Genomic DNA, 15,174 nt, shown 5'->3' with positions numbered 1-15,174 from the left:
TAGAAGCGAAATTACTGAACGCTTGTTAACAGACTGTTACCGGCGTAATCGTTGTCGCGCCCAGCAGGGTTTCCGTCGCAGCGCATGGGGAGTCACCACATTGTCCAGAACATCCATTAATTACGTCTTTCGCCGCAGTGCACTCACGGTGGCACTCGGCCTTTGCTTCGCGTCCGGCGTGGCCACCGCCCAGTCCAACACGGCCGGTACCATCTTCGGTTCCACCGGCGAGCCCAATGCGACGGTCGTGATCGAAAACGTCGATACCGGCCTCACTCGGCAGGTGACCAGTGACGCAAGCGGACGCTATACCGCGACCGCCCTGCCGACCGGTGAATACAAGGTCATGCTCCAGCGTGACGGTCAGGTCCTGGCGACTCAGGAAAACATCGAGCTGACACTGGGTGGCGGCAAGGAAGTCACATTCTCCGGCGCCGGCACTGGCAGCGGTACTGTTGCTACCGAGCTTGACCGGATCGTGGTGACAGGCACCGCCGCTAGGTACATCGACGTGTCGTCGACCGACACCGTCACGACCTTTACCGCGGATCAGTTGGAGCGGCTGCCGGTCGGGCGCAGCATCGAATCGGTCGCGCTGCTGGCGCCCGGCGTTGTCCAGGCTGATTCTCGCTATCCCGGTGCAGCGTCGTTCGGCGGTTCGTCTGCTTCCGAGAATGCCTTCTACATCAATGGTTACGCAGTCACCAACCCGTTGACCAACCTGGGTTCCACTTCACTGCCCTTTGATGGCATCAGCCAGATGCAGGTGCTTACTGGTGGCTACGGTGCAGAGTTTGGTCGTGCCACTGGTGGCGTGGTCAACATCGTGACCAAGCGCGGTAGCAACGAGTGGCAGTTTGGCGGACTGCTCACCTACCGTCCAGAGAGCATGCGTGCCGATTACCGGAATATCTACTACCCGGATAACGGCACCCCCAATGATGGCTTGGTGCAAGAGAAGAAGGAGCTTGAGCACGTAAATTCATGGAGCTACGGCGTTCATGTCGGCGGTCCGATCATTCAGGATCGATTGTTCATTTACGCTTCTGGCGAAATTGAGGAGCAGGATCAGAACAACGTCGGGTCGCGTCCGGGTGGCGCCACCAACGGTGCCAGCGATTCGCACTTCGAAATCCCGCGTTGGCTGGCCAAAGTTGACTGGAACATCACCAACAACCATATCGTCGAGTTGACTGCGATCTCCGACATCACCAAGCAATCGCTCGACTATCACTCATTCACCTACGACCCGGGCACCAATGACACCAGCCCGATCGGCAGCGAGAAAACCGGCGGCTACTACTTTGAAGATGGTGGCGAGCTGTATATCGGCAAGTACACCGGCTACCTGACCGACAGCCTGACGCTCACCGCCCTGTATGGCGAGCAGACGCAAACGCACGTTGCTGCACCGTTCGGGTACGACCCCAGCGTCGTGTATGTGAGTGACGGCCGCTCCATCGCCAACCCGATCCAGCGCGGTACCTACGGCCAGCTTGATGACCCCAATGCCTACGACGAGACATCGGGTTTCCGTGTGGATCTCGAGTGGCGTGTCGGTGATCACTCGCTGCGCGTTGGCTATGACCGGCAGGATTCAACCTCGCAAGCGGGCGAGGTCACCGCAGGACCCAATGGCTATCGCTGGATCTACAACACCTGCGGTGTCGGTGCGGGCGGTGAATCGATTCCCGGCGGCGGTGGCGCTGTCTGTCCCGGCGGCAACGGCGATTACGTGTCCCAGTACCGGTACTCCAATGGCGGTACCTTCAGCGTCGATCAGGCCGCCTACTACTTCGAGGACCGGTGGCAGGTTACCGATCAGATACTCCTGACCTTGGGGCTGCGCAACGAATCGTTCGAGAACTTCAACGCGGATGGGGAAATTTACGCCGAACAGAAGGACCAGTGGGCGCCGCGACTGGGCGCAAGCTGGGATGTTTTCGGGGACGCGTCCCTCAAGATTTTCGCCAACGCCGGGCGCTACCATCTGGCCATGCCCAACAACGTCGCGTTGCGCGGCGCGGCGGGCTCGCTTTATACCAATGAGTACTTTGCGTTCACCGGTATCGACCCGGTAACAGGCGAGCCTCTGGGACAGACCGCATTGGGCGATGGTCCCTACTCGGCAAACCGGGAGTACGGGCAGGCGCCCGATCCACAGTCAGTGACCGCGTCCGACCTTGAATCCCATTACCAGGATGAGTTCGTCCTCGGTTTCGAGAAGAGCATCACCGCGAACCTCAATGGCGGTGCGCGCTATGTCCATCGTGACCTCAAGGCTGCCATTGATGACATGTGCGATTACCGACCGGCCTACAACTGGGCGATCGGGCAGGGCATGTCCGAAGCGATGGCGGACAACCTGGGCAACGCCCTGGCGTCATGCCGTTTGTTCAACCCGGGCGATGACAATACCTTCATGCTCGATGATGGCACTGGCACTCTCATCCCGGTTGCATTGAGTGCTGCGGACCTTGGCTTCCCGACGCTGAAACGCATGTATCAGGGGATCGACTTCTTCCTCGAGCGTCCATTCGACGGCAAGTGGTACGGCCGCGTGGACTACACGTTGTCGCGGAACTATGGCAATGCCGAAGGGCAGTTGAAGTCTGACATCGGACAACAGGATGTTTCGCAAACCCAGGACTGGGACCACCCGGAATTGATGGACCACTCCAACGGTTACCTGCCCAATGACCGTCGTCATTACCTGAAGGCGTACGGTTTCTACCAGGCAAGTCCTGAGTGGCGGTTCTCCGCCGCGCTCACGGCCTCGTCGGGACGGCCGAAGAACTGCATGGGCTACTACCCGCAGACGCCGGAGAATGAAGAGTTCAACACGCTCTACGCGTATGGTGGTCCGTACTACTTCTACTGCAACGGTGAGCCAACGCCGCGTGGCAGCCAGGGGCGGTTGCCTTGGGATAAAAAGTTGGATCTCGGCGTCGCCTGGGCCCCGGCCTTTGCCAACAACGCGTTGGAGTTCTCGTTCGACGTATTCAATGTGTTCGACTCCCAGACCGCGCAGAATCAGATCGAATACGGTGAGCTTGGCGGCCCGAGCGTGCCATACCAGCATGCGGGTCGGGTGATCAGCTACTCGACTCCGCGGAACGTGCGTTTTGCGATCCGTTACGACTTCAAGTAACTGATGCAAGCGATCATCGTCGGCCATCCGGCGATGATCGCGATGACGAAGGCGGAGAAACTAGCCACGCCTGATCTGTGATGTTCTCTCTACTCAGATTGATCCTGACCGCCTTCGGGCGGTCTTTTTTTATCCCGACTTTTTTACAGGCAAAAAAAACCGCGGATCTCTCCGCGGTCTTGTTCAACGTGGCCTGGGTATTTCGATCAAGCCAGTCCGGCCTGCTTCATGACTTCGGCGTGGAAGTCGTCGGCCTGCTTCTCGATGCCTTCGCCAACGGCGAGGCGGACGAAGCTGACCACTTCGGCACCGGCAGCCTTGAGCGTCTGCTCGACACTCTGGTTGGTGTCCAGCACATACGCTTGGCCGGTCAGGCACAACTCGTTGATAGTTTTGGCGACCTTGCCGGAGATCATCTTCTCGAGGATTTCCGGCGGCTTGCCGGTGTCCTTGACCTGGGCCAGGGCGATTTCCTTCTCCTTGGCGATGAAGTCGGCGGGGACGTGGGCCGGCGAGATATACGGAGGATTCATTGCCGCGACGTGCATGGCCAGGCCGCGGGCGAGGGCGTCGAGGTCGGAACCGGGGTTGCCGCCCTTCAGCTCGACCAGCGCGCCGATGCGGCCACCGTGGACATACGCGGCAAGCGTGTTTTCGCTGTCGATGCGGGCCATGCGCCGGACCTGCAGGTTCTCGCCAACCTTGGCGATGAGTGCCGAGCGGGCCTCGTCAACGGTCTCGCCGGAAGCCAGTTTGGTGGCTTTCAGGGCGTCGATGTCGGCGGCCGCCAGGGTGGCGTTGGCGACGGTCTCGGTGAAGTTGATGAAGTTCTCATCCTTGGCGACGAAGTCGGTCTCGGAATTGATCTCCACCAGTACCGCCTTGCCATCGGCCTGGGCGGCGGCGACGCGGCCCTCGGCGGCGACACGGTCAGCCTTCTTGTCGGCCTTCGCCAGTCCCTGCTTGCGCAGCCATTCCGCGGATGCCTGGATGTCGCCATTGTTCTCGATGAGGGCTTTTTTGCACTCCATCATGCCGGCGCCGGTGCGCTCGCGCAGTTCCTTGACCTGGGAGGCGGTGATCTCTGCCATGGGGTTTTACCTCGGTGTTCTGGGGGGATAGAGCCGTCGCGCGAGTGTCGCGCGACGGCGTGACAGCGGCCTTACTTCGTGGCGGGCGTGTCGCTGGCCGGCTGGTCTTCGGCTGCCTTGGCGTCGGTTGCAGGCGCAACGTCTTCAGCTTCGGCGGTATCGGCCTTCACTTCTGCATCCGCGGCTTTCGGCGCGTCGTCGGTTTCCACAGCAGCCTTCGGCGCTGCTGCCTTCTTGGCCGGAGCGCGGCGCGGCGCCTTGTCGGTGCCACCCTTGTCGGTGTCACCCTCGACGAAGTCTTCCTCGCGCACGCTGGCAGCCGACGGCGCAGCCGCCTTGCCTTCCAGCACGGCATCGGCGGCGGCACGGGCGTACAACTGCACGGCACGGATGGCGTCGTCGTTGCCCGGGATCGCGTAGTCGACCAGGTCGGGGTCGTAGTTGGTATCGACCACGGCGATGACCGGGATGCCGAGCTTCTTGGCTTCCTTGATTGCAATGTCTTCATGGCCGATGTCGATCACGAAGATCGCGTCGGGCAGGCGATTCATTTCCTTGATGCCGCCCAGCGAGGCCAGCTTCTTCTCGCGTTCGCGCTGCAGACCGAGCACTTCGTGCTTGACCAGCTTCTCGAAGGTGCCATCGGTCTCGGCCGCTTCCAGCTCCTTCAGGCGCGCCACCGACTTCTTCACCGTGGCGAAGTTGGTCAGGGTGCCGCCGAGCCAGCGCTGGGTCATGTACGGCATGCCGCAACGCTCGGCTTCTTCCTTGATCGATTCGCGGGCGCTGCGCTTGGTGCCCAGGAACAGGATGACGCCGCGCTTCTGGGCGACGCCGGAGATGAAGTTCATCGCGTCGTTGAACAACGGGACGGTCTTCTCGAGGTTGATGATGTGGATCTTGCCGCGCGCACCGAAGATGTACGGGCTCATCTTCGGGTTCCAGTAGCGGGTCTGGTGGCCGAAATGGACGCCGGCTTCCAGCATCTGGCGCATCGTGATCTGGGGCATTAGGTGTAACTCCGATAAGGGAATCCGGCCGCCGGATAGGGTATGGCGGCTGTCTCGGCGTGAACCGAGGCAAGGATTCCGGGGTTGGACTTCCCCGCTGCCTCCGTGACCGAACCTCTAGGCAACAAGCCTTGAAGCACCCCGGCACGGGCTTTGACAGCAGGTGTGTATTCGCCGGTGACGCCCGGCGTGGGCGGAGTGAAGGCATACGGCCTACGCAGCCGGGAAATTGTAACCGCGTCCGGGCGCACGGGCAAGGACGAGCCTGCTGTCAAAGAAGCGGACGGAGACCGGGCCGCCCGCCAACCATCCGGTCGCGGCGAAAGCGACACCTGCAACAGCATCGATCCCAAGCATCACGCATCGATCAGAGCGTTAACGTGGCGACCGGGAGTGGCTGCTCAGGTGAACTCGGGACGGCGTTGTCATCGGGAACGATCGCGGGCCGAGAACGGCCGTCATCATGCACGGAGCGATCCCCAAGGGCGATGCTGTAGGGGGTTTTGGCCGAGCAATCGGCCTGCACAGGATTGAATGCGCGTTCGGAGTCAAAGGCAGTGGTCTGGATGTTGCACGCCTGGACAATCGTGATCCCGACACGGATCGATGCACTTTCCGTGGCAAAAGGAGTCGCAAAGGCCATGCCAAGCAGGGCGGTGGCAACTGCGATTCTGCGTGCGTGCATCAACTACTCCGTTGCGCTCCCCGCAATGCGGTGAGACGGGTTAGTCAATATGACGGCCGATTCCGGGAAAGCTTGAGTCGGAGACGGGAACGCCTGCAGGTTATTGGTCGCTTGGTGGCGAAGTTGTGAACCCCGTCACGAGCGACGGGCGGCTATCGCGGACTTGTGTCGCGCATTCGGCTGTAGTGAGGCATTCCCCATGTTCCTGGATGGCCTGTCAGTAGGTGAGGATGACCTTGACCGTGTCGGTGTAGCGCCCGGCTTGGGTCAGTGGCTGGTCGGTGACGCTACCGTTCACGGTCCGGGTCTGCTGGGTGCCTGCGCTGATGCCGTCCACGGTGTTGCCGTCCGCCTTGACGCCCCACGGAGTGGTGCCGTCCGGCTGGGTCAGCTGATACGCAATACATGCACCACCGGGGTTGCACATCTGTCTGCTGCCGCCGCTGCTGGGTTTCATGCCATCGTCCAAGCCAACCTGCCAAGCAGTGCGATTGGTGCAGGTCAGATCGATGGTCGAGCTGCTGGTCAGGGGGCCGGTGCTGGTACCCGAAAGCGGCATGCCGCCGGGGCTGAAGTTCATGTCGCTGGCGGTGACGACGCTGCAGTGGCCGGGAACGCTTGCACTAACGAGAAAGAAGAATGGGACGCTGCCCCCGCCGCCGCCCATGCAGTCGGCAATCTTGTCGTTGTGCACGGATCCGAAGTACAGGTTGCCGGCAACCCTGCCAGCGTAGCTGCCGGGGGCCACCAACGTGTTTGATGGGATTCGCCCGTAAACATACACGGTGCCGGTTACCTTCCTGGATTCGCCACTGGGGGGAGTGACGATGACCGGTGTCGTTGCAAGGTATGGTGGCGTGGACGCGCTGGACTCGCCCCATGCTTGGCTTCTCGCCACGTCGGTGTACAGCTGGAACGGCAATGTGTCGGGGTTCGGACCGTTCGCGTCGTCAATTCCAGCCAAGCGACGGTCATATACGTTGCCGCCGCCCGAGGTGGTGTTGCCCAGGCCGATGCAGGCCTGTAGTGACATCGTATGTCCCGAGTTCCCGTTCCCTGGGGCGGAAACATCGCATTCGTAACTGATGGACCCCGTCACGTCGGTGGATCCTGATATTTCCACCGTTCCGAAGGACAAGTCACTTTCCAGAATGCTGCAGGTCGCCGCGGCGTGCGCGGCAGGTGGCGTAACCAACGCAGAGAGGGCCAGCAACAGAACAATCAGGAAGCGCAACCGGTTCATGGCAATGTCTCCGGGGTGCAGGTCAGTGGGCCGATCCGTGGAATCGGGGCCGGGGTGGTGGGGTAGTCGAAGCTGACCTGGCAGTTGCCGGTCGCCGTCGAGATACGAAGGGTGTTGTGGTCGCCGAGGGCATCAAGGTAAACCTCGCCGTCATAGCCGATGAAGGTCGCCGATGCCGGATTCACGGGCAGTACGGCGCTGCTGCCGGCAGGGAGCGGGGTGCCGGTGGCGTCATGCAGCACTACCACCGCAGCCCGCACCGGTTGCACGTCGAATGGCACTTCGGTGCCGGCGCGGTCGCTGGGGACGGCAAACATTTCGATCTGACCGAGCCGCATGTTGGCCGGCAGGTCCATCGGGTCGATCGCCAAACGATTACGCTGCCAGGCGCTGAGTGGGGTGACCAGCAGTAGGCCATTGTCATTGGTGGTGCCGATCAGGCGGTTCTCCAGCTTGACCGGCACCTCGGCGATACCACCGGTGGATACCACCGCGAAGGCATCGTTGATATTGCGCGAGGCGAACACGTCGCCGCTCATCAGCACCAGTCCGCCGTTGGCACCCGCATAGCCGTACCAATTGCCGGCCGAGCCGGCCACGCCGCCGTTGACCCGGCCGTGGTCGCCTAGCCAACCCGCTTCGGCCAGGCCACTGCTGCCGCCACTGCCGTCGGCATGGCTGGCACGCACACGCCAACTGAGGCCACCGACAGTCGGCACCGACTGGCTGATGTCGACGTTGGCACTGTCGCGGCCGGCGTTGCGTTGCAACGAGGTATTGAGCGCACGTCGCTCGCCGAGGTTGACCGAAATGCCGAGGTACAGGCTGCGGTCGTCGCCGTCGTCGAGGTTCTGGTTGATGCTGAAGTTGAGCGCCCAGTCGCGGCCGAAGCTGCGGTTCCAGTACGCGCTGGCGTAGCGGCTGGCCTCGCTTCCGGGGTACTGCAGGCGCAGGTAGCTGGCGCCGAAGCTGCCCAGTTGCCCGGAGTTCCAGCCGACCAGGGCACGGTCGCTGGCCCGCGCCGGCGCCTGGCCATAGCCGGAGGCGATATCGCGATAGTCATCGTGGGTGCGCTGGGTGCTGAGTGACAGGTTGAAGCGCGAGTTGTTCCAGCTGTAGGCCAGCGCCGTCTGCGAGCCAGTCTGGTCGTGCCAGTCGCTGCCGGCGTAGGAGGCGCTGACCACGCCGGCCTGGCCCAGCGACCACACCGCACCGGCGCCGGCATTGCGCAGGTTCTCGCTGCCTTCGCCGTGGGCCTCGATCGTGAAGACATCGCTCAGGCCATAGCGCCATTCGCCGCTGACGACCGGACGATTGCCGTAGGAGAACGACCGCAGGCCGTAGTCTTCGCGGATCAGGCCGGTGGTGACCGACCAGTCCGACAAGCCGCCGGCGAGCAGGTTCTGGCTGGCGTAGAACGGAAAGTTCAGCGTGCGCACCGCGCCGAACGCGTCGGTGATGACCAGTTGTGCGTTGCCGGCGCCGTTGATGTTCGGCTGCGAGGTCAGCTGGAAGGGCCCGACGGGGACTTCGCCGGAATACTGTTTGACACCGTTGACGTAGAGCTCCAGCTCCGACGGCACGGCAACCTCGCCAAGGAACGCCGGTAGCGGGGTGGTCACGCGGTACGGCTGCAGGCCGAAGTCGCGGCCGATGCGGATGCCACCGACGCGGACCGCGCGAGTCCAGCCCAGGTTGCCGGTAGTGGTATCGCCGACGCTGAGGCTGAGCATCGATCGCGGAAATGACCACTCCCAACTGGAATCCAGCCGGACACTGTCGCCCTGCCAGCGTTCGCTCGCATCGCTGCGGAACGCGCGCGTGACCGCGGTGGTGCTGAACACTCCGGTATGGCCGCCAAACGCGCGCAACTCGGCGTAGGCGGTAGCGTTGCTGGAGCGACTTCCATGGTTGGCATAGAGATCATAATTGAGCAGCAGGCCCGGCGAATTTGTGGCGGGCAGGATCTGGTCGCGGTCGGGAGCGATCACGGTGGTCTCCAGGTCGAGCTGCGACAGCGGAGCGGTGATCGACACCCGTTGCAGCGCGGCGTCGTAACTCACCTGTACGCCGGGCAGTTCGTCCAGCGCAACCAGTTGTCCGGACGCGGCATCGGGCAGGTGGAAATTGAGTTGGGCGAGGGTGTCGGCGCGGGCAAACAGGCGGCCATCGCGTGATACGAACGGCAGTAGCAGGCCGGTTGGTTGCTGGTTCAGTTCGACATCAAGATACAGTGGCAGGTCGGTCTGGGCCGAGGGCACCGGACCCAGCGCAGGCACGGACGGGCCCGCCGCCAGGGCATAGGTCGGCAGGCAGCAGGCGAGCAGCAGCAGGGGCTCAACGCGTCGCAGGGTCGAGCGTGAGCGTTTGCTCGACGGCTTCGCCATTGATCCGCACCTTGAAGCTGCCATTGTCGAGATACCGGGATGCGGACGCCGGAAGCACCCAACGCATGGTCTGATCCGGCAATACGTAGCCAACCAGGCCTGGCATCAGTTCGTGGCGCTTGCCGCCGGCATCGAGGTAGGCGAGGTCGGCCAGCTGCGCATGCCTGCGCCCGCGGTTGCCGACCACCAGGGTTGCTGCGTCGTCGGCGCGCTCTATGCGGGGGCTGAGGTCGTAGGTGATCGGGGTGTCGCCGGTCGGCAGCACGAATACCGGGATCGAATAACGCAGCAGGAACTTCAGCCCGGTCTGGTTGGCTGTCTCGCCACTGGGCACTTCGTCGACGATGATCCGGTAGCTGGTCTCAGGGCCGGTTGGCGGTGGGCCGGTGCGGATGACCCGGACCAGTTGACGCGCGCCGCCGGCCAGTTCGACCAGTGGCGGGCTGATTGCAAGATCGGTGGTGGGTTCGAGGGTGTCCGTGCCGTCCTGCTGGGTCCAGCGGAACAGCCGGACCTGGGCACGCACCGGAGTGTCGGTGGCGGTGTTGCTCAGCCAGACTGCTTCGCCTTTTTCGTCGGCATGCAATTCCACCGAAGTAGGTGCGACTTGCAGGCTCGCCGCCAACGCCGGGCCGCAGGGGCCAAGCAGCGCCAACAGCATCAGGGCTTTCCAGCTTGTAGGAATCAATCGGCTCATGGCATTCAAGGCAATCTGCGTGACTTCAATAGGTAATGGTGGCGGTGATGGTGTCGCTGTAACTGCCGGCGCGCGGGTTGTCGATCGTCAACTTGCCGTGGATCTGGATCTCCTGCTCGACGCCGCCGTAGCTGTCGCCGTACACACAGCCGGCGGTGGCGTTGCCCCATTGGGTGCCGGCGGCAGCATTGCAACTGTTGGTTCCGGTATTGCCGCTGTAGAGCTGGTAGGCGATGGTGTCGCCGCCGGCGGCGGCCATTTTTCGATCGTTGGCACCCGTGCCACGCAAGCCCTGGTCCAGGCTGATCCGGTAGGCCACGGGTACGTTGCAGCTGACCCGCAGCGAGCCGAAGGCTTCAAGCGACTGCCCGGGGACCACGGTCTGGTTGCCGAAGGCGACGTCCGCGGCGCTGACGAAGGTGCAGCTCGCGACGACATCGAGATAGACCTCGAATTGCGTCTCCAACGACCCGGCCCGGGCCGGTCCGGCCACCGCGCAAGCGGCCAGCATCGCCGTGCATAGCGCCGACTTGATGGCATTCATGGCTGGAGGAGACCGGGCGAGGCGGTGGCAATCGGGAGCAAGCGACATGGGCGGCATCGCAGCCGCCCATGTGCCCCGGACCGGTCGTGGACGCAGTGTCCGCGCCGGCCCATCCCCAATCAGAATGTGACGGTGGCGGTGACGGTATCTGAGTATTCGCCGGCCAACGCATCGCCGGGGATGGTTGCCGTCGCATACACGATGTGAGGCTGGTCGTACGGTGCTCCGGTTCCGAAGCCCTTGCCGTCACCCGTGGCGACGGCGCCAGCATCCCAGATCGTGCCGGTCGCGCTCTCTTGGCGCAGCTCATAGGAGATGGTGGCGGTGCCGGAGGCGATCTGCATGTTGCGAGTGCCGATGGCGCCGCTGTGAAGGCCGTCGTTTAGTACGAGCTTGTAGCCCGCCAAGCCATTGGTGCACTGCACCGTGACCGAGCCGGTGGAACTGACGGTTCCGGCGGTAGCCGTGCGGTTCGGGAAACTGACGTTTTCCGTCGCGGTCACGTGACACGAGTTGATAATCTCGATTTCGACATCAAACGTCTTGTTGTTGACCGCATGGGCCGGGGCAATCGCGCCGGCGGCGATCAGGGCTGTGGCAAGCAGGCTGGTCTTGAACAGGTTCATGGGACTATCGGCTCCGGCGCTCGTGGCGCGTTACGGGAAGGGCTGCCAAAGTCCTGACGCAAGTGCCGTGCCAGTTTTTCGACAGCCGTTATCGGGTGCCGAATCATTGACTCAGCGGTGTGGCGGGGAATTGGCGCGAGACGACAAATGACCGACTGCGTCACATTAAGTCGGGGGGGCGCGTCACATTCAGTCAGGTGGCAGTTTCGTAAAAGGGCTCGGTTCTGTGACTGCAATCGGATCGCTTGGGTGATGTCCACCCTCATCGCGGCCGATACTCACGCCCCGTTGCGCCTTCCATTTGGGCCGTCGCGGAAATGGGCGATAATGTCTGGATGCCAGTCAATATCAAAACCCCCGAAGACATCGAGAAGATGCGCATCGCCGGCCGCCTGGCCGCCGAAGTCCTGCAGGTTGTCGCCCCGCACGTAAAGCCGGGCGTGACTACCGAGGAGCTTGATCGCATCTGCCACGACCACATCATCAATGTGCAGAAGGCGATCCCGGCCAACGTTGGTTACAAGGGCTTCCCCAAGACCGTCTGCACCTCGGTCAACAACGTCATCTGCCACGGCATCCCCAACGAGGCCAAGGTGCTCAAGGACGGCGATATCGTCAACATCGACGTCACCGTGATCAAGGACGGGTGGCATGGCGACACCAGTCGCATGTATATCGTCGGAACCCCTTCGGTGCTGGCCCAGCGCCTGGTCGATGTCACCCGCGAGGCGATGTTTCGCGGCATCCGGGTGGTGAAGCCCGGCGCCACGCTGGGCGATGTCGGCCATGCGATCCAGCAGTACGCGGAGTCCGAGCGCTTCAGCGTGGTGCGCGAGTATTGCGGTCACGGCATCGGCAAGGTCTACCACGACGAACCGCAGGTGCTGCATTACGGGCGCGCTGGCGAAGGGCTGGTGCTGGAGGCGGGAATGACCTTCACCATCGAGCCGATGATCAACGCCGGCAAGCGTCATACCCGGGTACTGCCGGACGGCTGGACGGTGGTCACCAAGGATCGTTCGCTGTCGGCGCAATGGGAGCACACGGTGCTGGTCACCAATGATGGCGTGGAGATCCTGACCCGCGTGCCAGGCGACGACAACGACCTATGAACGACCCCGACCCTGGCGCCATTCAGGGCGGGCAACAAGATGCAGTATGGGCGGCGAGTGCCCGTGATGAGTTGGCCGTGCACGACGCCGGTTTTGCGGCCCGTTTCGACGCCGATGCCGACATAGACCGGTTGCTGGCCGAGCGCGCGGCGGCGGTGGATGTCGTGGTGCAGGCGGCGTGGCAGCGGAGTATTCCCGCGGACGCAGAGCTGGCGTTGTTTGCCGTGGGCGGCTACGGCCGTGGCGAGTTGTACCCGCAATCGGATATCGACCTGCTGGTGATGGCCGAGCCGGCCGCGTCCCGGGCCCATGCCGATTCGCTGGCCCGGTTCTTTGCGGTGTTGTGGGATAGCGGACTGCCGGTGGGCCATGGCACGCGCTCGCTTGAGCAATGCACCGAGGCCTCGATCGAGGACATCACCGTGTTGACGGCCCTGCTGGAGGCGCGTCCGCTGGCCGCCAACGAGCATGAGCGCCGCGAGTTGCAAGGCGCGGTATCGCCCAGGCTGGTGTGGCCGCCACAGGAGTTCTTCGAAGCCAAGCGCATCGAGTTGCGCGAGCGTCACGCGCGTTTCGACGACACTGCCGACAACCTGGAGCCCAACCTGAAGGAGGGCCCGGGTGGCTTGCGCGACGTGCAGACCCTGAACTGGATGGCGCTGCGGATCATCGGTACCGCCGACATGGAATCTCTGGTCGCCTTTGGCCAGCTTGGCGCTGATGAGGTCGCCACCCTGGAGCGCGAGCGACGTGCACTGGCGCGGTTGCGCTACGGCTTGCACCTGGTGGCCGGCAAGCGCGAGGAGCGGTTGCGTTTCGACTACCAGAAGTTGCTGGCGACCCGACTGGGCTTCGAGGATGTGGGCGGCACCCTGGCGGTCGAGCAGATGATGCAGGGCTTCTACCGCAACGCCTCGCTGGTGCTGCGCATTGGCGAGCGCCTGTTGCAGCGCTTCGAGGAGCAGTTGGAAGGCGAAGCCGAGCCCGAACCGCTGGATGACCTGTTCGAATTGCGCCGGGGCTACCTCGCCGCGCGCGACCCCGAGTGGCCGCACACCCCCGAGCAGGTGTTTGCGCTGTTCGCGACCTGGGCCGCGCGCGGTGAGTTGAGCGGCCTGCATTCGCATACCGCGCGGGCGCTGGCCGAGGCGCTGCCGACGTTCCCGGATTTCGGCCATGCCGAACCGGCGCTGCGGCAGCAGTTCCTGAAATTGCTGCGTGGCACGCAACCGGTGCGCACGCTGACCCGGATGGCGCGGCTGGGTGTATTGGGGCGCTGGATTCCGGCATTCCTGCAGGTTTCCGGGCGGATGCAGTTCGACCTGTTCCACGTCTATACCGTTGATCAGCACACCCTTGCGGTGCTGCGTAACCTGGCGTCGTTCGCGTCCGGCGGGCCGAGTGACCGCTTTGCGTTGGCCCACGAGGTCTGGCCACGATTGCGCAAGCCGGAACTGCTGTTGCTGGCGGCGTTGTTCCACGACATCGCCAAGGGGCGTGGCGGTGATCATTCGGTGCTGGGGGGCGAGGATGCGCGAGTGTTCTGCACCGCTATGGACCTGACCGAGACCGATACCGCGTTGGTCGAATGGCTGGTACGCAAGCATCTTCTGATGTCGATGACCGCGCAGAAACAGGACATTGCCGACCCGGACGTGATCCACCGCTTCGCCACCGCAGTTGCCGACCGCGAACGGCTGGACCACCTGTACCTGCTGACCTGCGCCGACATCGCCGGCACCTCGCCGAAGCTGTGGAATGCGTGGAAGGACCGGTTGCTGGCCGATCTGTACGCGGCTACCCGGCTGGCGCTGCGACGCGGCCTGGAGAATCCCCTGGACGCCGCCGACCGCAGCGCGGAGACGCGTCGTGCGGTGCATTCGATGCTGAGCGCGTTCGGCATCGATGATGCCGGGGTCGATGAGTTGTTCGAGCGCATGCCGCTGTTGTCTTTCCAGCGCGGCCGGCCGGAGCAACTGGCCTGGCAGGCGGCCTCCCTGCGCGGAGTGGCCGCCGGTGATACGCGCGTCCGGGTACGTGCGGTGGCCGCCCATACCGGTGCGCTGGAGGTGTTCGTGCACTCGCCGGATCGCGACGGGCTGTTTGCGGCGATCGTCGCCGTGCTGGACCGCTGCGGGTTGGCGATCCAGCAGGCGAGGGTGCTGGACGGCCCCAACCACACGATCTTCGATACCTTCGAGGTGGTGCCGGTCGATCCGCGCCATGCACCGGTCGCCGATACGGTGGCCAACCGCCTCGCGCTGGCCTTGGATGGCGCGTTGGAGGACATCCGGCCGGCCCGACGCACCTTGCCCCGCCACCTGCGTCATTTCAGGATACCGCCGAGCATCGGTTTCAACGATACCGGCGATGGCCGCAGCACGCTCAGCCTGGTTTGCACCGACCGGCCCGGCCTGCTCGCCGATGTTGCCCAGGCCCTGCGCGACCAGGACCTGCGCGTGCACGACGCACGTATCGCGACCTTTGGCGCCCGCGCCGAGGACGTGTTCCAGATCACCGCCACCGATGCCGACGGCCACAACCAGCCGTTGGACGAGGGCCGCCAGCAGGCGTTGAGCATTGCGCTGCTCGCCTGCATTGAAGGAGAACACCAGTGAGTCCAGGCAT

The 15,174-nt window shown here is 63.6% G+C and carries 11 protein-coding genes; 3 read left to right on the top strand and 8 right to left on the bottom strand.

Going from position 1 to position 15,174, the window contains the following annotated elements; genetic code table 11:
• The first annotated feature begins 100 nt into the window (after window positions 1–100).
• On the top strand, window positions 101–3,151 hold the full coding sequence (locus ACW5DN_RS06540) for a TonB-dependent receptor (RefSeq protein WP_456961922.1): 3,051 nt from the start codon (window positions 101–103) through the stop codon (window positions 3,149–3,151).
• Window positions 3,152–3,357: 206 nt separating this feature from the next.
• Here ACW5DN_RS06540 and tsf read toward each other — a convergent pair whose 3' ends face one another.
• From tsf to ACW5DN_RS06500, 8 genes are all read right to left on the bottom strand, one after another.
• The gene (tsf, locus tag ACW5DN_RS06535; RefSeq protein ID WP_456961921.1) at window positions 3,358–4,242 is read right to left on the bottom strand and encodes a translation elongation factor Ts; all 885 of its coding nucleotides are present in this window, start codon (window positions 4,240–4,242) and stop codon (window positions 3,358–3,360) included.
• A 71-nt stretch (window positions 4,243–4,313) separates the two neighbouring features.
• Complete coding sequence (gene rpsB, locus ACW5DN_RS06530; protein ID WP_456961920.1) at window positions 4,314–5,252, bottom strand: 30S ribosomal protein S2; 939 nt, start codon at window positions 5,250–5,252, stop codon at window positions 4,314–4,316.
• Window positions 5,253–5,619: 367 nt separating this feature from the next.
• A complete protein-coding gene (locus ACW5DN_RS06525; RefSeq protein WP_456961919.1) occupies window positions 5,620–5,937 on the bottom strand; it encodes a hypothetical protein in 318 nt (105 codons plus the stop codon).
• Window positions 5,938–6,154: 217 nt separating this feature from the next.
• Window positions 6,155–7,180, bottom strand: a complete 1,026-nt coding sequence (locus ACW5DN_RS06520; RefSeq protein WP_456961918.1) for a Csu type fimbrial protein — start codon at window positions 7,178–7,180, stop codon at window positions 6,155–6,157.
• Window positions 7,177–9,567, bottom strand: a complete 2,391-nt coding sequence (locus ACW5DN_RS06515) for a fimbria/pilus outer membrane usher protein (protein ID WP_456961917.1) — start codon at window positions 9,565–9,567, stop codon at window positions 7,177–7,179. The genes ACW5DN_RS06520 and ACW5DN_RS06515 overlap by 4 nt, the downstream gene beginning before the upstream one ends.
• Complete coding sequence (locus ACW5DN_RS06510; protein ID WP_456961916.1) at window positions 9,518–10,264, bottom strand: fimbrial biogenesis chaperone; 747 nt, start codon at window positions 10,262–10,264, stop codon at window positions 9,518–9,520. Before ACW5DN_RS06510 ends, ACW5DN_RS06515 begins: the two co-directional genes overlap by 50 nt.
• A 25-nt stretch (window positions 10,265–10,289) precedes the next feature.
• Window positions 10,290–10,808, bottom strand: coding sequence for a Csu type fimbrial protein (locus ACW5DN_RS06505; RefSeq protein WP_456961915.1), 519 nt, complete (start codon window positions 10,806–10,808; stop codon window positions 10,290–10,292).
• Between the two features lie 119 nt (window positions 10,809–10,927).
• Window positions 10,928–11,434 (bottom strand): Csu type fimbrial protein, encoded by a 507-nt coding sequence (locus ACW5DN_RS06500; RefSeq protein WP_456961914.1) that lies wholly within the window; start codon window positions 11,432–11,434, stop codon window positions 10,928–10,930.
• A 335-nt stretch (window positions 11,435–11,769) separates the two neighbouring features.
• Here ACW5DN_RS06500 and map point away from each other — a divergent pair, with 335 nt between their 5' ends.
• Window positions 11,770–12,546, top strand: a complete 777-nt coding sequence (map, locus tag ACW5DN_RS06495) for a type I methionyl aminopeptidase (protein ID WP_456961913.1) — start codon at window positions 11,770–11,772, stop codon at window positions 12,544–12,546.
• Window positions 12,543–15,164 (top strand): [protein-PII] uridylyltransferase, encoded by a 2,622-nt coding sequence (gene glnD, locus ACW5DN_RS06490; RefSeq protein ID WP_456961912.1) that lies wholly within the window; start codon window positions 12,543–12,545, stop codon window positions 15,162–15,164. The genes map and glnD overlap by 4 nt, the downstream gene beginning before the upstream one ends.
• Window positions 15,165–15,174: the final 10 nt, after the last annotated feature.

This window comes from Lysobacter sp. A289, from assembly GCF_054072675.1.
Note: the sequence above shows the minus strand (reverse complement) of the source record. Positions and strands in the feature narration are given on the sequence as shown.